Source organism: Gynuella sp. (assembly GCF_050297175.1).
In the GTDB taxonomy this organism is placed as follows: Bacteria; Pseudomonadota; Gammaproteobacteria; order Pseudomonadales; family Natronospirillaceae; genus Gynuella.
In genome coordinates this window covers 1-19,994 of record NZ_JBNKSF010000030.1, presented here as the reverse complement: position 1 = coordinate 19,994, position 19,994 = coordinate 1, and the positions used below count along the sequence as shown (strand labels likewise).

16 protein-coding genes are annotated in these 19,994 nt (G+C 47.0%); 7 read left to right on the top strand and 9 right to left on the bottom strand.

Annotation, left to right across the window (positions count from 1 at the left end):
* Positions 1–1,461 (top strand): mannitol dehydrogenase family protein, encoded by a 1,461-nt coding sequence (locus tag ACQY6I_RS11800; protein WP_428241693.1) that lies wholly within the window; start codon positions 1–3, stop codon positions 1,459–1,461.
* A 68-nt stretch (positions 1,462–1,529) separates the two neighbouring features.
* On the opposite strand, the gene ACQY6I_RS11795 is transcribed toward ACQY6I_RS11800, so the two are convergent.
* Positions 1,530–2,402, bottom strand: a complete 873-nt coding sequence (locus ACQY6I_RS11795; protein WP_428241692.1) for a HEPN domain-containing protein — start codon at positions 2,400–2,402, stop codon at positions 1,530–1,532.
* A 239-nt stretch (positions 2,403–2,641) separates the two neighbouring features.
* Here ACQY6I_RS11795 and ACQY6I_RS11790 point away from each other — a divergent pair, with 239 nt between their 5' ends.
* From ACQY6I_RS11790 to ACQY6I_RS11775, 4 genes are all read left to right on the top strand, one after another.
* Positions 2,642–3,085 (top strand): hypothetical protein, encoded by a 444-nt coding sequence (locus ACQY6I_RS11790; RefSeq protein WP_428241691.1) that lies wholly within the window; start codon positions 2,642–2,644, stop codon positions 3,083–3,085.
* A gap of 97 nt (positions 3,086–3,182) precedes the next feature.
* A complete protein-coding gene (locus ACQY6I_RS11785) occupies positions 3,183–3,602 on the top strand; it encodes a hypothetical protein (RefSeq protein ID WP_428241690.1) in 420 nt (139 codons plus the stop codon).
* 90 nt (positions 3,603–3,692) lie between these two features.
* A complete protein-coding gene (locus ACQY6I_RS11780; protein ID WP_428241689.1) occupies positions 3,693–3,962 on the top strand; it encodes a hypothetical protein in 270 nt (89 codons plus the stop codon).
* Between the two features lie 416 nt (positions 3,963–4,378).
* On the top strand, positions 4,379–4,468 hold the full coding sequence (locus ACQY6I_RS11775; RefSeq protein ID WP_428241688.1) for a DMT family protein: 90 nt from the start codon (positions 4,379–4,381) through the stop codon (positions 4,466–4,468).
* Positions 4,469–4,988: 520 nt separating this feature from the next.
* Here the strand turns inward: ACQY6I_RS11775 and flgL are convergent.
* From flgL to flgJ, 3 genes are read right to left on the bottom strand one after another with little or no spacing between them, the layout of a single operon-like run.
* The gene (flgL, locus tag ACQY6I_RS11770) at positions 4,989–6,239 is read right to left on the bottom strand and encodes a flagellar hook-associated protein FlgL (protein WP_428241687.1); all 1,251 of its coding nucleotides are present in this window, start codon (positions 6,237–6,239) and stop codon (positions 4,989–4,991) included.
* A gap of 10 nt (positions 6,240–6,249) precedes the next feature.
* Positions 6,250–9,294, bottom strand: a complete 3,045-nt coding sequence (gene flgK / locus ACQY6I_RS11765; RefSeq protein WP_428241686.1) for a flagellar hook-associated protein FlgK — start codon at positions 9,292–9,294, stop codon at positions 6,250–6,252.
* Between the two features lie 15 nt (positions 9,295–9,309).
* Entirely contained in the window at positions 9,310–10,236 is a 927-nt protein-coding gene (gene flgJ / locus ACQY6I_RS11760; RefSeq protein WP_428241685.1) for a flagellar assembly peptidoglycan hydrolase FlgJ, read from the bottom strand.
* 247 nt (positions 10,237–10,483) lie between these two features.
* Here flgJ and ACQY6I_RS11755 point away from each other — a divergent pair, with 247 nt between their 5' ends.
* The gene (locus ACQY6I_RS11755; protein ID WP_428241684.1) at positions 10,484–11,809 is read left to right on the top strand and encodes a Na+/H+ antiporter NhaC family protein; all 1,326 of its coding nucleotides are present in this window, start codon (positions 10,484–10,486) and stop codon (positions 11,807–11,809) included.
* 171 nt (positions 11,810–11,980) lie between these two features.
* On the opposite strand, the gene ACQY6I_RS11750 is transcribed toward ACQY6I_RS11755, so the two are convergent.
* The 3 genes from ACQY6I_RS11750 to ACQY6I_RS11740 all read right to left on the bottom strand — a co-directional run bounded on the left by ACQY6I_RS11750 (position 11,981) and on the right by ACQY6I_RS11740 (position 16,340).
* On the bottom strand, positions 11,981–12,727 hold the full coding sequence (locus ACQY6I_RS11750) for a 3'-5' exonuclease (RefSeq protein WP_428241683.1): 747 nt from the start codon (positions 12,725–12,727) through the stop codon (positions 11,981–11,983).
* Positions 12,727–14,589, bottom strand: coding sequence for a DUF294 nucleotidyltransferase-like domain-containing protein (locus tag ACQY6I_RS11745; RefSeq protein WP_428241682.1), 1,863 nt, complete (start codon positions 14,587–14,589; stop codon positions 12,727–12,729). Before ACQY6I_RS11745 ends, ACQY6I_RS11750 begins: the two co-directional genes overlap by 1 nt.
* A 116-nt stretch (positions 14,590–14,705) precedes the next feature.
* Positions 14,706–16,340, bottom strand: coding sequence for a BCCT family transporter (locus ACQY6I_RS11740; protein ID WP_428241681.1), 1,635 nt, complete (start codon positions 16,338–16,340; stop codon positions 14,706–14,708).
* 821 nt (positions 16,341–17,161) lie between these two features.
* Here ACQY6I_RS11740 and fdhA point away from each other — a divergent pair.
* Entirely contained in the window at positions 17,162–18,355 is a 1,194-nt protein-coding gene (fdhA, locus tag ACQY6I_RS11735) for a formaldehyde dehydrogenase, glutathione-independent (RefSeq protein ID WP_428241680.1), read from the top strand.
* Between the two features lie 429 nt (positions 18,356–18,784).
* On the opposite strand, the gene ACQY6I_RS11730 is transcribed toward fdhA, so the two are convergent.
* Both ACQY6I_RS11730 and ACQY6I_RS11725 read right to left on the bottom strand, forming a co-directional pair.
* Entirely contained in the window at positions 18,785–19,495 is a 711-nt protein-coding gene (locus ACQY6I_RS11730) for a hypothetical protein (protein WP_428241679.1), read from the bottom strand.
* An 11-nt stretch (positions 19,496–19,506) separates the two neighbouring features.
* A complete protein-coding gene (locus tag ACQY6I_RS11725) occupies positions 19,507–19,695 on the bottom strand; it encodes a hypothetical protein (protein WP_428241678.1) in 189 nt (62 codons plus the stop codon).
* Positions 19,696–19,994 lie beyond the last annotated feature (299 nt).

Here is a 19,994-nt window from a genome sequence, read left to right as displayed (position 1 = left end):
ATGAACAACATCGCCACCGCAACACTGAATCAAGGGGTCAAAACACCTGGATATGATAGAAACCGGCTGACCACTAAAATTGTTCACTTCGGTTTTGGCGCCTTTCATCGCGCCCACCAGGCACTCTACACCGACGATGTGGCCAACCTGTCCGACAGCGATTGGGGAATCTGTGAAGTCAGCCTGATGGGTAACGGTGAGCTGATAAAATCCCTGCGGGCACAGGAGCATTTGTACAGCGTACTCGAAAAAGGCACTGATGGCAGTCATGCCAGAATCGTTGGCATCGTCACCGAATCCATACACGTATTGAGCGATGGCATGGACGCATTGCTGGCCAAACTGGCGGAACCTCAGATCGCCATCGCCTCCATGACCATTACCGAAAAAGGTTATTGTGTCGATGCATCCGGCAAACTCGAAACCACCAACCCGATGATTGCTCAGGATCTGAAAACCCCTTCGGCACCACGGTCCGCAATCGGTGTTATTGTTGAAGCCCTGCGACTCAGAAAAGCAGCAAAATTACTGCCATTTACCGTACTATCCTGCGACAACATGCAGGAAAACGGCAAAACAGCCCGACAAGCGATACTGCAGTTTGCCAATCTGATCGATCCGGAACTGGGCGACTGGATCTCCACCCAGGTCAGTTTCCCCTGCACCATGGTCGACCGCATCGTACCAGCGGCCACAACTGATACTCTGGATGAAATTGCAGAAGTGATCGGTGAATCCGATCCGTGTGGCATCGCCTGCGAACCCTTTCGCCAATGGGTGATTGAAGATGACTTCGTCGCTGGCAGACCGGACTGGAACCTGGCTGGTGCCGAATTCGTCGATGACGTGGTGCCTTACGAGGAAATGAAACTGAGAATGCTCAACGGCGCTCATTCATTTCTGGCTTACCTCGGCCACCTCGCCGGTTACGAGCACATTTCGGATACCATGGCGGATCCGCATTTCAAACAGACCGCTTTGAAACTGATGCTGGAAACCCAGGCCCCTTCCTTAAACATGCCGGCAGGAACAGATCTCCATCAATACGCTCACAGTCTGATTGAACGTTTTTCCAATCCCAGCCTGAAACATCGTACATGGCAAATTGCCATGGATGGCAGCCAGAAAATTCCGCAACGATTTGGTGGCAGCCTGCGTTATCATCTTCAGCAAGGCAGCGATTTTTCATTGCTCGCACTGGGTATTGCCGGCTGGATCAAATACGTTGGCGGACAAGACGACCAGGGCCAGGCCATCGAGGTTAAAGATCCCAGAGTCCAGGAACTGCAACAAATCATTGTCGGTCATCAGGACGCTGCGGACATCGTCAAAACCCTGCTCTCCATTGAATCGATCTTCGCCGCTGACATTGGTCAACACCCGGAAGTCCTCAAACGTGTTACCGCTTTTTACCAGCAACTGCTGCAACAAGGCGCGCGTAAAACCGTGGCCAATCTGTAACCCGCTTCCATAAAAAAAGCCTGGTACCACATAGTGATTACCAGGCTTCATTCCCGTAATGTACGCTGTTAGCTCAACAACGCCCGACACACCCGATCCGTCAGGTTCTTCAATTTTTCAGTCTCTTCCACCAGCCAATTTAATTCCTCCAACGTAATTTCATAATGCTCAGAATAACGGGCATCGACATAGGCACGTTTTAGCCGCTGAAAACTGCGACGATGGAACTTGTTATCTGCTGGAAACAAAACGGCAAACTCAGGATGATGCTGTGTACACAACGAACGCTGATGCGCGAGGTTATGAGTCTTGGGAAGATAATTGGTACAGACTAGCAACGTACAGGAAAAGAAACGTTCTGTGGCCTGATGTAATTCAAAAGCTGCTTTTTTATACCATTGACGTTTTATATCATCATGGACCGTCGTAAAAAATTGATCAGCATTCTCAAACCACTGGGCAAAATGCCGACGGGCAATTTCCTGCTGCTCCTCCTTCGACAGATTCCCAGGCATTGCCAGCTCACGGTGATCGGCACTGTATACCTCAATTCCCTGCTCGCGGATATCGCGGAAAAAATAATGCCCTTTTATCAGCGCATTATTCACCTCCGTCAACGTATGCACGATCAACCCCAGCGGCTCAGACACCCGACGCCGGATCTGATCCTCCACAGCCTGCCACAGTTCATAGGCTTCCACCATCGCCGGCTGATTCACAACCACCAGAATATCGTAATCGCTCACATAACCATTGACGGGATCATTCACCCAGGTGCCTTTGGCATAACTGCCAAACAAAATGACCTTCAGAATCCGGTAATTCAGCTTGCTACCGGTCTTATTCTGCTGAAATGCATCCAGCGCATCGCGCAGCACCGTCGCAATGATCTGAATATCCTGTTGTTTCCGCTCTGGGAGATGATCAAGAGATGTTTTCATAGCGGCTATGCTACTACAGCCCTCTGAGTGGGGTAAACAGAGATGGGTTGGTTGTTTTTTGATCGGTTTGGGAACAGCCAACTGCAAAAAGATAAAATGCCAGATAATACAGAGACCCGCTGGGTTATCACTGTATGTTGACCGTTCAACGCTGCCACAACTTTCACTAGTACTTTGGGGTAGTTTTTCTGGATTATCAAATTGACAGTTTTGGAGAGATTACCGATTATCACGAGGTTTTGATTGGCCGAAGATATGAAACTACCACAAACCAATCAGAAAAACTGTTTCGGCAAAACCGTCAAACAGCAATTGCAACCACCCAGTTAATTAGCAACATTATATTTCTCAGGAGTAATAATGAAAAAAGTCCTATTTTTTTAGTTCTATGTATTTCCTTTAATGCAGCAGCTGTTGAAAAAACACCAGTAGGAAAAATTACCGGATATTATACGGGGTGGAACCAGGACCAGGTACGTGTGACCATCGAAGGAGCCGACTATACCGAGGGGAACTGCGATACTAAAGACGGGTATGTAACGGCCGATTCAGACAATAGCGGATACAAGACACATATTTCTGCTTTACTGGCTGCATACATGGCCGGTAAGCCCGTAAGGTTAGTGATTGAAGGCTGCCTAAACAGTCGGCCTAAAATCTTGGGCGTCTATATGGAAAACTAAGGTAATACACCATGTATCAACGCGGACAGAATTCAATACTGCCCAACTCTGATCACAGTTTTTTAGGGAACCTCTGAAAAATTTGGAGCCTCCTCTAATGGCAATGGATATATTTGTACTTATCGCTCTGAGCAAAGAACCTGATATTGCTTATCTAAATGAAAAGGCCAAACAACTGAATTTGCCTATTGTTTATAATGAGACCTTGGATATGAATCAGCAAAACGGATTCTATCCATTAAATCTTAACGGTGATCAATCAGGGTTTGAAATCTATAAGATCAGCTATGAAGAAATCATTCAGCAGTTGCCTGAACCAGATGCTGGCTTTATTGACCAGGGAGTTGCTTACCATTTTCGTTATAGCTTCTCACATAAAGAACCTGCTTCAGCATTCTATACCGCGGCGCTTTTTTCAACACTGGAAAATGCCATAGTATTTGAAACACAAGCCGGGGAGTATCTGTCAACCAAACAACTTGTTACAGCAGGAAACATGCTATTTGAGATGGAATGAATTCGTTAACGCGATAATAAAACCAAGAAAACACTTACCAACAACAGCCGTCAATCATCTACGAGCAGCGGCACAATACTCATTATCTAAATGAAAGCCATCAACATTAAAACAGAACTGGGAAACGAGATTCTGGCATCTCTGATAAAGCTGCACGGCTGGCGGGTCAAGTCCGAATATAGCAAGCTGGCGTTCGATAAAGGCATCGATTTCGACAGTTATATCCTGGAAAAAGAGGGTGTTCGATTGGAGTTTGAATGGACCAACTGGTTTGAATGGGAGATCTCCGGCAGCATCGAAACATTACAGGAACTCGCTAAGAATTATGGTTTTGAACTAAACCTTGAAAAAGATAGCTAACCACGGTTAATCGCTGAAAACATGGAAATTTTCTTGTTGGCGATCTATCCCAATGACGAGAGTACCCAGACAATATATCCTTACCCAATTAAAAGACTTATTCCGCTTATATACCACTCCCGTTTTGACTCCTCTGGAGTAAACCCACTCTTAATCAGTTGAACTTCCGCCCCTTATCGAAAGGCCAACTTAACTCCGATAATTTTACAATTGCAAATCAGAGACATGATTGACTGGCGGTATTTTCCAGCTACGCTAAGCCACCGGTATTCACCCGGAACAAGACCATTTCTAGTGGCCTGATTCTCATAAACTCTGCAAATACATCATCGCTGGATTCCCCAGGTGCTATGAATATGCGGATACATTACTTCAGGACGTTTTAAAAACGGCTATGCACGAAGGAAAATTGGAGAATGAGTCAGGTTTTCACAACACTCACGCTTTTGTTGTTCAGCAATGTGTTTATAACTTTTGCCTGGTATGCCCACCTAAGAGGCCTCTGAAAATAGGAAGAGTCTTGATGCAGGCAAGGAAGCACCACTCGCAACACCGCCATTTAACGGCGTAAATGAGGATGTGAGACGGGGGCTGACAACGTCCTGCGCGAAAATAGCCCATTTTGCAAAGGTTCCCTTGGTATTTCTCGCTCTATAATGCGATACAAGCATGCTCCCGAGGTATAGGCATTAAGTCGTCATTTTAAGGCCATGTTAAACACCAAAATTCCGTACCCATGATTTCAGTGTACTGACTTGCAGCTACTCTTTGATTTTCCAGGCCAAATAGATCCACTATAGATTACACTGAGTAACACGTTCATTGACACTTCCGGATACCTGTTGCTGATCGTGGGTACAAGGAAGTTTGTTGAGTAGCTGGATTGAATTGATGAACAGAGACTTTGATGGCATCAAACGTTTTGATCGCGATAGTGTTTCTACGAGTAATTTAATACTCAAAGCCTGCATGTCTGGATAACCGCAATGAAAACCGCCAACCGTCACTAATCCCCTTTGCGGTCTATCAGGAGATATAATTAAACAGACTGAGACTGGAAATTTTTACAAAGGCAGATTGAGTTGCCTGCAACACAAAGGTCTGCATTTCCAACGTACTAACGGCGGAAGCGTAATCGAGATCCGATAACTTCGATTGTATGGATTGCGCCGCAAGGACGTTATCTGCATGCATATTTTGCGTTGTTTCTGTGGTATTTAATCGGGCACCAACCTTGGCCCGGACCGACGACAAATTGTCGATTGCATTATCAAGATTATCGAGTGTCTCAGCAATCAGAGCGGCATAGGCATCTGCATATTCGGAACTGTCGCTAATTTTGGTCAGTGCGTAATTGAACTTCTCAATCGTTGTCGTCAGCGCTTGTTTATTAGAGGTTTCGATCGTAAAACGGTCGCCGGCTTTGGGTTCGCCGGTAATTTGCACCTGCACACCAGCCACTTCTATTTTATCGCCATTGGTAAATGGAATGTGCTCCAGACCATCGATGACCCGACCATCGGATTCCCGTACGACTGAGAAGTTACTTTGCGCCGGGGTCACATCAAGCGGGTTCTCAAATACTATGACTACATCTTCCGGGTAGTAAGCATCCAACGCATCCTGGTCGAGGGTAAAGCCGGACGAAATCGTCGCATTACCCCGATTGACCTCCCCGGCAGAGGTAAAAAAACTGGTGACACTGGAATCTATGCTAACAAATACGTCCTTACCACTGTCACTGCTGGCGACATAGCTGGAGTTGGAGATTTGCAGCATGCGCTGGCCTTCATCACCTTTGTAAACTATGCCACCGCCGGCACTTTGTTGAAATGGTTCGGTATCGCCGGCGAAACCCGAAAACAGATATTCACCACTACCGTCTTTACTGTTCATGAGATCAACCAGTTCTTCAAACCGCTCTTGTACTTCTACCGCGATAGCTTCACGTTCACTACTGGTCAGGACAGCACTGTTACCGGCTTTGACTGTCAGTTCGCGAACCCGATCAATCACATCTTCTACGGCCTGTAATACACCTTCTTCCTGCTTCAACCGACTATCGACCAGGGTTATGTTTTTTTGGTACTGACCTGCCTGATTGATTTCGTTATCAAGCTGTAGAATACGTGCTGAAGCAACAGGGTCATCCGATGGCGACAATACCGATTTGCCGGAGGAAATTTGTTCATTGCTTCGGTTTATCTGACTTTGCAGCCTGGCCATATCAATAGAGGCATTGTTATAAAGATAATAAGTAGTGACCCGATAGCTCATAGTTTATTCCTCAAAAGGAGGCCAATAAGGTGTCAAACATTTCCTGTGCCGTCTGGATAGCCTGAGCATTGGCGTTGTACAGCAATTCAAACTGAATCAATCGTGCCGCTTCTTCATCCAGACTCACCCCTTGAATTGATGAGATCTGCGCCTGTGTCGCTTCCAACACTGCGGCGAAGGTTTCAGTCTGATTGTTCGCCAGATTGGTTTTGGAACCAACTCTCTCCACCAGCCGGCTATAGGCTTCTGTGTAAGTCACTCCCGTCGATCCCTGCGACAGACGATCACTGCTTTCCAGTTCGACAAAATCCAGCGCATTTCGGTTATCTGAAATACCATCAGAGTTCCAGCTGATATAGAAGCTGTCGCCTGCTTCTGGATTGCCGGTGATTTGGAACTGAAAACCCGTGTAGATAGATTTGGCTTCAGGCTGGTGAGTAAAAATGGAGCCAGCCCCTGGATCAGCACTCAACGAAATGCCCGATGCCATGACCACATCGACAGAACCGCCAATAGTAATATTATTAGTTGCTTGAGAGCCGGTACCTTCCATAGTCATAAAAACCTTATAGCTGATTTCACCACGCTCATTGATTTCCAGATTGACCTCACCGGGAGAATCAAGCAATGCATTAATCTTGCTCTCGAAATCAGCCACCATATCGTCAGCGTTATTGTAGTTCTGATCCATGGTAATCATGCCGGTACGGCCATCAGGCAGCTCAAACTCATATTGATAAGGCCCACCGGTTGAAAAATCATAACCAGTGTTGTTATTGATCATTCCCCGAGTTTCACCAGCGATTGGATTTAGGACATATTCGTCACCAGTACTAATCTGCAGGGTATCACCCGGGTCGACAGATGCTGCCGCACCGGATGGCAGAACCGTGCCCACCGAAGGTTTATCACCGGTAATGGCAACGGTAATATCGTCACCGTTTTTATCGTAGACCTTCAACGACACACCATCGCTGACGGCATATATTCCGGCTTCTTTCAGTTCCACATGGGAATTGATACGGTCAGCCAGAAAATCAACAGTCAGGCTTTCAGGTACATCCTCCGGATAACCCTCTTCAAATATGGCCTGGTTTTCAGCCAGGTCATCAACAGTGATCTGATATCCGTTGATCCAGACTTCGAAGGTGTTATCTGGGTCGTATGGTGTACCGGAATTCGTCAGGCCTGTGATTTCAACAGTTGTCTGGGCTCTGGCTTCGACGCCATCGATGCGGGATAACTGCTCTGCAATCTCCCTTGCTGAAGCTCCAGATCCCGTTTTCACCGTATCCATTTCTGTCACCTTTCCGGTTTCCGGATCGGTTTGATAAAACTTAAAGGTTTCTGAATTCAGACCATTGTCTGTAGCGAGTCCAGGATAGCCTGCCGCCGTGTAGGTTGGATCTTCTGGCAGCCGCGGGGAGTAACTGGAGACCTGAGTCGCACCTTTGTCGGTGGAAAACAGGCTGTTAGTGACTCCCGGCACAAAGCTCAGGTTGTTCATGGGTGGGTCCAGATCAACCAGGTTTTCAGGATCAGTGGCATCTTTGATTGAGTAGGTAGTCTCATCGATAAACACGACAGCCAAAGGTGGGGTCAACTCTCCATTCTTTGAAAAATATGATGTGGATACATCCAGCATCTGGCCCTGATCAATTGCACCAGAACCCGTATTGCCAAGACTGGTAGTGGAGTTAATTGGATACGCGAATGCGAGCTCTTCCGGACTGCTCAAAACCACTTCCAAATCATTGACTACGTGCTTCAATGGCTGGATTTCAAAAGAGTCCCCCTGTTGAAAAGAACCGTTTTCCAATGTGATTTTTAACCCGTCAAAATAAATGTCAGTCGGCAGGTCCGTTCCTGTTGAGCCCTCTGATACGATAGCGCCATCATCTTCCCGAATCACCTGATAGTTGTAGTCTTCCGGGCCGGTGAATTCGAGATAATAGTTGCTGGTCGTCAAGGACTTGGCATCTTCAAAATAAACACCAATAACCCGGTCATTGGGTAACCGGTTTTCCGAGCTGGCGTTGACCCGACTACGAGCAGCTTCATCAGTGTTCAGGTCGGCAAAAATTGGAGTACCCAAATTTCCGTACATATCCATTCCGGATGTTTGTACGCCATTGAGATCACTGATCAGAGCAACAGCTACCTGTCCGAGCGAATTCATGGTCATATCCATGACTTCTTCACGAAACTGCAATGTTCCGGAAATAGCGCCACCATCCTCCCTGATTTTATCAGTGATATTGATGCGTCCGGCGCTGTTGACAAACATGATATCCACTTCGCTGTTGTCATATTCAGCAGTAGTGGCTTCAAGGTGATTGGACTCTCCATTTAAAACCAATGCCTGGCCAGACCCGATAAAAATGTTATAAGCACCTTTGGATTCACTGACTTCAACTTCGAGGAATTCTGAAAGTTGTCGCACTAGCTCATCACGTTGGTCCAACAGATCGTTGGGCGGGCTGGAGTCCAATGTCCCCCGAGCAGAAAGAATTTTAAGATTCAGATCGGCAATGGAATCCACCAGCGTATTCACTTCCCCTACCATGGCCGACAATTGTCCGTTCACGGTATCGGCCTGGGATTGCAGATAACCATGAATGCTTTCAAACCGGTCGACCAGCCCTTCAAGTTCGTTCATGACCACATCACGACTGGGCAAATAGGCCGGGTTATCAGCACTGGCCTGCAGTGCGGCAAAAAAGCTATCCATTTGCGATTGCAAACCGGTACTGTCTTTGGCAATCAGGGTATCCACCTGCTCTATATTTTCCAGGTAGGCGGAATACTTAAAATAAGTGGAAGTATCGCCACGCAGCTGATCAACCAGATATTCATCATATACCCGTCTCACTGTTACCACATTGACACCGCTGCCAATATAGCCGGAGCCACTATATTGTCCGCGGGAAGATTCCAGAATGGCTTCCTGACGGCTATAGCCGACGGTATCCGCATTGGAAATGTTATGACCGGTGGTTTCTATCAATGCATTTGCAGCTTTCAGCCCACTGATGGCGGTATTGATCAAGCTCATTTCGTCAACTCCGGATTAACTGTTCATCAGCCATTCGCTGTTCAGCACATGCTTGATTTTTTGTGCATACTGCGGGTCAGTGGCATAGCCAGCAGACTGTAGTGATTCAGCGAATGCTTCCGAATCCTTGCCACTGGCCAACACTGCTTGATAACGCGGATTGGATTGCAGAAAGTCCAGGTAGTCCTGGAAACAATCCTGATAGGATTTATAGGAACGGAACTGATCAGTCACGCTGTAAAACTGGTTACCGTCATGCTCAAGAGTCTTATGAACTGCCACGTCACCCTGCCAGCCACCATGGGCTTTGATACCAAAGAGGTTGTAACTGCTGCCCCCTTGTACGTCCTTCATCACATGTTGTCCCCAACCGGTTTCCAGAGCCGCCTGAGCGACCAGCGCTTTGGGTTCGATCCCCATTTGCCGGCCAACTTTTTCCGCTATCGGCAACAGGGTTTCGACAAAACTGGCCGGGTCAGCAAAACTCACTGGATCAATACTGTCAGTATGTACTTGCGGAGCGGTTGTATCCGTCATATCTGTCTGGGCTTCATGAGCTGACTCAGGCACTTCCACTGGCGTGATGTTTGTAGACAGTTGAGCAGCAGGGATCCGATTGCCGGAGTATTGCTGTTGGAGTTGCTCGAAGATCATGTCCGCCAAACCGATACCGCTGCCACTGGACAGCTCCTGAGACAGCTGTTCATCGTACATTTGCCGATAAAACTTACCTTCGTAAGAATTAAACTCGCTGTCTTCAAACAACACCTCATTGGCATCACGCATGCTCTTTAGCATCATGCCGATGAACATGGACTCGAACTGCTTGGCCACCTGCATAACGGCACCATCCTGGTCGCTACGGGCCTGCATTTTGATGGAGTTCAAGCCATTCAGGTCGTTATAAATCGTGGCATTGTGAGTAAGGTCTAGTGTGTTCATAGCGGCAACAGTCTGTTTCTGATATCCAGTGTTTTACAAAGACTGTGCCAACGGCGGGAAAAGACGCCCGGGTATGGAATTTACGCGCTTATACGGTTTGTTTTTTGGCAATGATCGTTACGAGATCAATGACATCGGAACATAAGTCCTTTTTGGTTATTAATACATAACCAAACAATATTATTTTAGGTACCGATATCCCGTAGAATCGGCCCGCTTAATTTGACCTACCGTTTTAAGGAAACGAATGACTCATAAATCCCCATGGGTATTGCTGCCCATTTTATTGTTCCTCGCCATTTTTATTGGTAGTGGCATATATTTCCAGATTCAGCAGGCAGACATGGCGTTTTACCAGGTGTCTGCACCCGTCGCGGTTTTACCCGCCATTGTGCTGGGATTACTCTTAGCCAAGGGCAATATCAATGAACGGGTAGATACCTTCGTGCGCGGCTGCGGCGACCCAACCGTTGTTACCATGCTGTTGATCTTCCTGTTGGCTGGCGCGTTTGCCAGCATGGGCAAAGCCATTGGCGGTGTGGAGGCTCTTGTTCATTGGGGACTGAGTATCGTTCCAACTCAATTGGTACTGCCTACTCTATTCATTTTGACGGCACTGATGGCCACCGCCATGGGTACCTCCATGGGCACCATTGCTGCTACGGCACCGGTTGCGGTAGGACTCAGCAGTGCAACCGAGCTGTCTCTGGCATTCACGGTGGGAACTGTTGTCGGCGGCGCCATGTTTGGCGATAACCTCTCGGTCATCTCCGATACCACCATTGCATCCACCCGAACCCAGGGATGCAACATGAAAGACAAATTCCGGATGAACTTCAAAATTGCCCTACCCGCTGCCATTTTGACCATCATCTGGCTGACATTTCATGGTGCCAACGCCACAACAGAGACAGTTTCTGATAGCAATTTGATCAGCGTTCTACCCTACGCTACCGTTCTGATTCTGGCCATCATGGGGTTGAATGTTCTGGTCGTGCTGTTGATCGGTATTGTACTGTCCGGGTTGATTGGCTTATGGCAAATTCCGGACTATAGCCTGCTGACGTGGTCGGCAGACATTTACAGCGGCTTTTCCGGCATGCAGGAAATTCTGATTCTTTCATTGTTCATTGGTGGGTTGGGTGCCCTGATGCAAAAAGGTGGTGGGCTACTATGGCTGGCGGACAAAATTGATCGTCTCAGTCACCGCAGCACAGATCCAAAATCCCACCGCCGACTGGCAGAAATCAGCATTTCCTTATCCGTCATCCTGGCCAATCTGTGTACCGCCAACAATACTGTTGCCATATTAATCAGTGGTAGTCTGGCCAGGGATATTGCTGGACGTTACGGGGTTGATCCGCGTCGCAGTGCCAGCCTGATGGATATCTGTTCCTGCGTCACCCAGGGAGTTATTCCCTATGGCGCACAAATGCTGCTGGCCGCGTCAATGGCAAAATTATCGCCACTGGCTCTGATCAGTTCAGCCACTTACTGCTGGCTGCTCGGCGCAATGGTGATAATCTCCATTGTAATCGGTTGGCCACAAAACTTGGCCGAGAAGAACAGTTGATTCTGACCGTGTTCGGAGTTCGTATTATGAGTAACTTGACGGGCTCTGAACACACTTTCATAGCATTCAAATCCAAAGCAGTCTGAGTTCGTGTCACTCCAACTCTACTAAGGAGACTTTTACTTCGAGACCGCCTGTGTGAACGGATTGGAATGGCGCAGGTTTGTCAGCCTAACGCCAGAGGTCGCCCAGCGGAGTCTGTTGACTGAAGTGCGTGGCTATTTGAGCCTGTAGCAATTCTGCACAGGCAAGCGCATCCGTATGAGCATGATGGGGGTGATAAAAAGGCAAATGATAACGCTTGCGGGCATCTGCCAGGCGCAACGATCCTGGTTTTCGACCTCGCAGCCGCTGCCAGAAACTAAAGCGATTAACAGAGGCTTCCAGTGTCATGGTATCGATTATCGGAAAACGAATGCCTTCACCAATACGACGCAATAGCGCATGATACAGAAAATTACGCTCCATTATGCGGTAATGCGCAACGATAACACGCCCGGCCATCAGTTCCAGCAGTGGCTCAAGATAGTAAGTCAGATCCGGCGACCCGGCGATATCACTATGAGTGATGCCGTGTATCACAACCGAATCATCATGCAGTCGCGAACGCGGACGTACAATCCAATGACAAGAGTTTCGGTTATAAATCCGCGCCAGTGTCATCGGTACGACACCAATGCTCACAATATCTCCCTGCTCAGCATCCATCCCGGTAGTTTCAAAATCCATCGCCAATAAAGGCACTTCACCGATGGGCGTCTCCGCTGACGGCAGACCAACAGAATAAAACTTCCTTAATAACGGAGAACGAACTTTTTTGGCCAGCTCAGCATACAACAGTGACCAATCATCGACCCTGATATCCCGAGCACGGTGGTCTGGTTCATCACTCATCTGGCTAGGACGCAGATACAACATCAGGCAGTACGCCCCGGCTGATAACGGAATTTTAGGTATTTCTGCGCGTTTGCCACGATCAGAAATGCATCACGCAAGTTTTTACGCTCAAAATCGGAAAGGTTTTCCGGTTCGATATTGTTGTCCGGTTCTATACCGGCATCAAGATCCAGCGCCTGATGACGAATACGTACCATGGCAATGAGCTCCAGCGCATCGCGTAAATCAGGACCGCTACCAGGGGAAAGAATTTTTGCATCAATAATATCCTGCAGGCGCTCAAATGAATTATGAGATCCCGAACCAATCGACAATGCATGTACACGGATTAAATCCGCCAGTGGCGCCGTACCCCGGCGTTTCATGTTAATGGATTTATGATGATCACCATCCGCTTCCATCACAAAGTTTTTAAAGAAACCCAATGGCGGTGTACGCAGTAAGGCATTGCGGGCCATACAGGCAAGAAAGCGCGTATTTTTGGCTGCTTTACGACGGATTAATTTATTTAGTTGATCGGCCCATTGGGTTTTGCCCCACACGCCTTCAAGATCAAAAAAGATGGCACTATTGAGCAGAAAATGTGGTGTTGGCTGATCAATCCATTCGGTCAAATATTGCTCCCAGACTTTCATGGGCTGACGCCATTTTTTATTGGTTGCCATGATATTTCCGGTACAGTATTTATAGCCGCAGGCAGCCAACCCATCGGACACAAATGCCGACAGCTCCCTGAAATAATCATCATGTTCAACCGGATCGAAACTGTCATGAAGAACAATAGCGTTATCCTGATCCGTCACAATCAGCTGTTCTTCCCGTGCCATGGAACCCAGCGCCAGAAAACAATACGGTACAGGTGGTGGCCCAAGTGTTTCTTCTGCAAGCTCCAATAATCTTTGCTTAAAACTGCGACCGATTACCGCCATTGAACTACCAATCATACGAGAGTTAGCATCTTCAGCAACCATACGACGGAAACAGGCACGCACATCGCTGGTTAAGGCGGTTAAATCATCGACCGTTTGAGCACTGAAAATACTACGCACTACAAATAAACTGTTCTGCGACTCATAACGGATAATATCCGGCAATGTAATCACACCCAGAGGCTTTCCTTTGCGCAACACCGGCAGGTGATGCACGTTATCACGCAACATTCTCAGCATCGCTTCAAACACCAGCTGATTGTGTTCCACCCACACCAGTTCCGCAGTCATCACCTCAGCTACCAGTGTTTCAAACGACAGGCCCGCAGCTACCAGACGACCCGTAATATCGCGATCAGTCACAATGCCGCGCAAATGGTTGCCGGATTCATCTGTAACCAGCAGCGCTGAAACATTTGCCTCCGTCATACTCTGCGCAGCTTCTCGTACACTCGCGGTATAAGGCAGCAACACCGGTTCGCGACTGATCAGTGTTTCAATGCGGGCGGTCATCAGTTCATTGGCATCCTCACGTCGTGCGACCGCCTGACGCAAACGGGTTTTATCTTCGACTTCCACCTGATCGGCGAACTCTTCATATTCTTCAAAAATATTCAGGAATAGCTCGTCTGGAATCAGATACAGTAAAGTGTCTTCCAACGCCTTTACCGGAAAACGCACCCGCCGGTTACGCAGCAAACCAAACTCAGAGAAAAACCCACCGGCACTGAGACGGTTATAAAGTTCTCCGTTACGACGGTAAACTTCTACAGAACCCGTACGGATTACATACCAATCGTGCAATTCCGCACCAAACTCCAGAATCTGGCTACCAGCCTTGAAGTAGACAACATCGGCAGCCTCCGCCAGCTGTTGTAAAACATCATCCGGTAACGCCGAAAATGGCTGGTATTGTCGCAGGAATTCAAAAATTTCAATTTGTTCTGCCTGCATATTGCCTGCTCTCTCCGTCTGTTCTGTATCTGCATAAAATATCGCAGCTAAACAAAAAAAGCCCGGTAAAACCGCGCTTTTTTAAGTATCAAAGAACTATTTCAACTGTTACGGGTTTACCCCTTACGAGGCTCCGACATCAAACCTTTAATCATGGAAAAGGCAGCCACCAGCAACACCAGAGTAAATGGCAGACCGGTCGACACCGCCATTGCCTGGAGTGCAACCAACCCCCCACCCAGAATGAGCACAATGGCAACCAAACCTTCAAAAGTACACCAAAATACTCGCTGTGGAGTGGGTGAATCCACCTTACCACCGGCAGAGATCACATCAATAACCAGTGAGCCGGAATCCGATGATGTCACAAAGAATACGATTACCAGGATAATCGCAATGAAGGAGGTAATCTGTGCCAATGGCAAAGCATCCAGCATAGCAAACAACTGCAATGGCAATTCAGCCTCCGCAGCGGCTTTGTAACCATCCTGTACGTACTGATCGATAGCAGTGCCACCGAATACGGTCATCCATAACACACATGCAGCAGAAGGAATCAACAGCACTGAAACGATAAATTCACGCACAGTACGGCCGCGAGACACACGAGCGATGAACATACCAACAAATGGTGACCAGGAAATCCACCATGCCCAATAAAAGGCAGTCCAGCCGGATGCAAAATTACTGTCTTCACGGGCGATTGGATTAGCCAGTGCCGGCAGGTTCGTCACATAAGACCATAGGTTTTCAAAGAAGCCGGTAACAATTGCCAGTGTTGGACCAACAATAATAACAAATAACAACAAAAGCGCGGCCAGTACCATATTCACTTCAGATAGTCGCTTGACACCTGCATCCAGACCGGCAACCACAGAAAAAGTCGCCAATGCACTGATACCAATTACCAATACAATTTGTGTCGTTTCCCCCATGGGAACACCAAACAAATAATTAAGACCAGATGCAGCCTGAGAGGCCCCAAGGCCAAGTGAAGTCGCCAAACCAAACAGTGTCGCCAGGACCGCCATAATATCGATCACGTGACCAGGCCAGCCCCATACACGTTCTCCCAGCAGCGGATAAAACACCGAACGGATGGTCAGCGGCAGACCTTTGTTAAATGAGAACAACGCCAGCCCTAATGCCAACACGGCATATATTGCCCACGGATGCAATGCCCAGTGATAAATCGTCGCTGCCATAGCGAGAGAATGCGCAGCTTCGGTATCACCCGCTGCGCCACCCAATGGAGCCCAGTCGGTACGTATACCGTCAGCACCAACAGCGGTTCCACCCATCGAACTTGCGAAATGCGATAAGGGTTCAGACACTCCATAAAACATCAGGCCGATACCCATACCTGCTGCGAACAGCATGGCAAACCAGCCAGAATAACTGTAGTCCGGCGTGGCTTCAGTACCGCCGAGGCGAACTTTACCGAGCGGAGTAAAAATCAATACCAAGCAAACTATAACGAAAATATTGCCGGCACCTAAAAATAACCAGTCAAGGTTCCCAGTCAACCAGTTACGGATTGTTTTAAAGAAAGGTTCAGCCTGTCCATGAAATGCCAACGTCAACGCCACAAACAGAATCACAGCCAGAGCAGAGATGGCAAACACTCGGTTATGAATATCCAGACCAAATGGCCCGACATTAACGATGATATTGTCCTGTCCAACCTGATAGTCGGTGTCAATAGGGTTCACCTCACCATCAGGAATCATTGGATCATTCTTATCAGCCATTGCAGCTTATCTCCCGTTATTTTTCATGGGTTATAATGAAGTCTGCATGTTGCAGACGAATATGCACCCGGAATCGCTCCGGACATAAAAACCATCGCCACAGCTTAGCCACAGCCGATGCAAGACGCAGTCCATCAGGACTACAAGTACTAAAACTATACCATATTTAACCGCCAACTGCGGCCTGGTCAACTATTAACGTTAACAATGTGCCAGAATTTTTAAGCCCAAAGGCCGATCATTCGTCCTGTTGAAGTCGATGCAGAATAACGTCAATTGACAGGAACAATCTAAGTTTGGCGGTAGTGGATATGGCCTAAGGCCCTGAGTGCAACGGGTGTTTGGGTCAGGTATCGAAATCTATTTGTCCAGATCCTTTCTGGAATCTCGGCAATTTTATATGCGTCTTTTTTGAGACTGTTGTTTTTATTTTTTTTGAGCGCTCACGCTAAAAATTTTGTGGAAATAAACTTCAAGTTTATGGATGCCCTTTTTGCTTTGCGATGATCGTAGTTTTCACCAGTGCCAGCATCGATTCCACAAACAAATCCGCCGGACAAAGCGCACCATGGTGTTGGATTTCAGTGAAAACGGATATGAATTTTAAACGTCTGTTTATCTTTAAACAAAAACAGGTTGTAGGGCTAACGACTCTGGCAATGCCCGTTTTTTTAATCGCGAAACGTAAAGCCGTATATCCTTTGTCTGCCTGAAGACGTCGCATCAAGACATAATGATGTCGTCATTGAATAGCTGCCATTGCCTTTTGGTCGATACCGTGCACATACCAGTAATAAAAATAAATATCAGGAGACATAAAAATGTCCAGCTCAACAAACCGTGGCGTAGTTTATAAGGGCCCAGGCAGTGTCGCAGTTGAATCGATCGCATTTCCAGAATTAGCTTTGGGAAAACGCAAGTGTAACCACGGCGTAATTTTAAAAGTACTCACGACTAATATTTGCGGCAGTGACCAGCACATGGTTCGCGGCCGTACTACCGCTCAGGAAGGTCTGGTTCTAGGTCACGAGATCACCGGTGTCATTCTGGAAAAAGGCAATGATGTTGAGTTTCTGGATGTTGGTGACGTTGTTTCAGTCCCATTCAACATTGCCTGTGGTCGATGCCGTAACTGCAAGAGCGGCCTGACAGGTATCTGCCTGAACGTTAACCCAGCACGCCCAGGTGCTGCTTATGGTTACGTTGACATGGGTGGCTGGGTTGGCGGCCAGGCGGAATACGTCATGGTGCCATACGCTGACTTCAACCTGCTGCGCATTCCAGACGCCGATCAGGCAATGGAAAAAATCAAAGACCTGACCTTGCTGTCAGATATCTTCCCAACCGGATTCCACGGCTGCGTAACCGCCGGTGTCGGACCAGGTTCAACCGTTTATATCGCCGGTGCCGGACCCGTCGGCCTGGCAGCAGCAGCGTCTGCTCACCTATTGGGTGCCGCTTGTGTCATCGTCGGTGACATGATTGTAGATCGTCTGGAACAGGCCCGCAGCTTTGGTTGTGAAACGATCGACCTGAGAGAAGACGGCAGCATAGAAGATAAACTCGAAGCTATTCTGGGTGATCGCGAAGTAGATTGCTTCGTCGATTGTGTAGGCTTTGAAGCCCATGGTTGCGGCTGTAACCATCATCAGGAAGCACCCGCAACAGTACTGAACTCTGCAATGCAGATCACACGAGCCGGAGGCCAGATTGGTATTCCAGGCCTGTACGTAACAGACGATCCAGGTGCCGTTGACGAAGCAGCAAAACAAGGAGCATTGAGCATGCGCTTTGGTTTGGGTTGGGCGAAATCCCACTCTTTCCACACTGGTCAATGTCCGGTAATGAAATATCACCGAAACCTGATGCAAGCAATTCTGTTCGATAAAGTTAAAATAGCTGACGCCGTAAACGTTCAAATGATTTCATTGGATCAAGCACCACAAGGCTATGCGGATTTTGACGGCGGTGCTGCCAAGAAATTCGTTATTGATCCACACCGCAGCGTGGCCTGATAACTCAATTCAGCTGAGACAATTGACTTGCCTCGGCTGAAATATAGAATTTTGCCGTTCAGACCCGTCGGATATCCGATTTTTCGGCTTTAAACGTGCCGATTAATCAACACAGGATTACCGCCCGGGTCTTCATTCAAGAAAGCACTTCTGACCGTCTTTCCGGGAAAAGTCGCGTTTTATCGTTATTATCGGAGCAATAGTTCAATCGCATTCATCAATTTTTCAGGAAGGAGAGTTTTGCGACACTACTAAAACCACTGATTGCGGTGCGACCGATCTGGTATAAACAAGCTTATGAATGTCCCTTTATTTTTCATACAACCGATTCCCAGAATTTCAATCTTATAAATGGCCTTTTTACCTTTTTATCTCTCTGAGTGTGGCTGTTGGTGTAAAGGGATCGCTGCTGAAACAATTGCGCCCCTCCTATCCCTTTATCTCGCAAATTTTTTCTGGAATCTCAACCTCTTCATACTCATTTTTCTCACCTATTTTATATTCCATATTCAGCGTGCATTTCGAACGGGTTATTTTTACTATGTAACCAAGAGCATCACTCAATCGCTCTGTATGATATTTTATTGGCACATTAAGTTTTTCCTCGGAAAAGAGCTTTGAAAAGCCAAGACTATATTCAAATCCACTTTTATTTACCCCGGAATATATTAATTTCACTATTAGCTCATCATTCTCATCAAAATATATTAAATCTTCTAATGCTCTAGATTTTTCTATATTCCCTTGATTATCAAGTTTATAGATAAACGAAATGGATGATCCCATATGTTTACGCTCAAGCTTAATGTATTGATCAGAAAGAATAGTCATAGCCATATCAGTAGAAAGCGAATCTAACTTCCTTATACTTTTGGGAAGAGATTTAAAATATATCCAAATTTCGGTACGCCCTTCTCTGGATATAATTTTAAATAGATTAAATCCAACATGATCATCTTCAATTTCTTGAAATAAAGTGCCTCCTTCAGTGTCAGCTTTAATACTGTCTTGAGTTATTTTAAACGCCGTGTCGGCAGCAATATTTTTATAATACAGCTTGCCATCTCTTATTTCGAAATTATGTGACTGAGCACTAGTAGCAGCAAAAAACAGCAGCATAAATATTACAATTAATCGCATATTAGTTACCTTTAGTCATCGTTGTAAATATCGGCAGCTTGCTCTGCAGTTCTTTCTCGAAAATATCGAGCATTACCTATATCCAGAGGATCGTAAGCAATATTGGTTTCTATGTAGCGAGATTGAAAACCAGATCGTTCTGATGAAATTAAACTTATGCCTTCAAACATTGTTCGGCCATCAACGGTATCAGCATCCACAAGTAACACTGAAAGCAAACCAGCTCTGGTTGCTTCGGGGGAGGGAGGGGCACTTCGCTAAGTTTAAACCAGACATGCTGCTGAAATTTACCAGCGCTGCATGACGTACTTGTACAACTGCTATCATGAAAGACGCGGCGATATTACAAAAAGGGATTGAGTTACTACCCAGATAACAGCAAAGGATATCGAATTCTCCTGAAAAATGATTCCGCCAGCGCCCCAATCTTAGGGGACTGGCCGACGGACAAAGCATTCAGACAATATTTGAGAATCTTCAAACCATGGATGAGCCATAA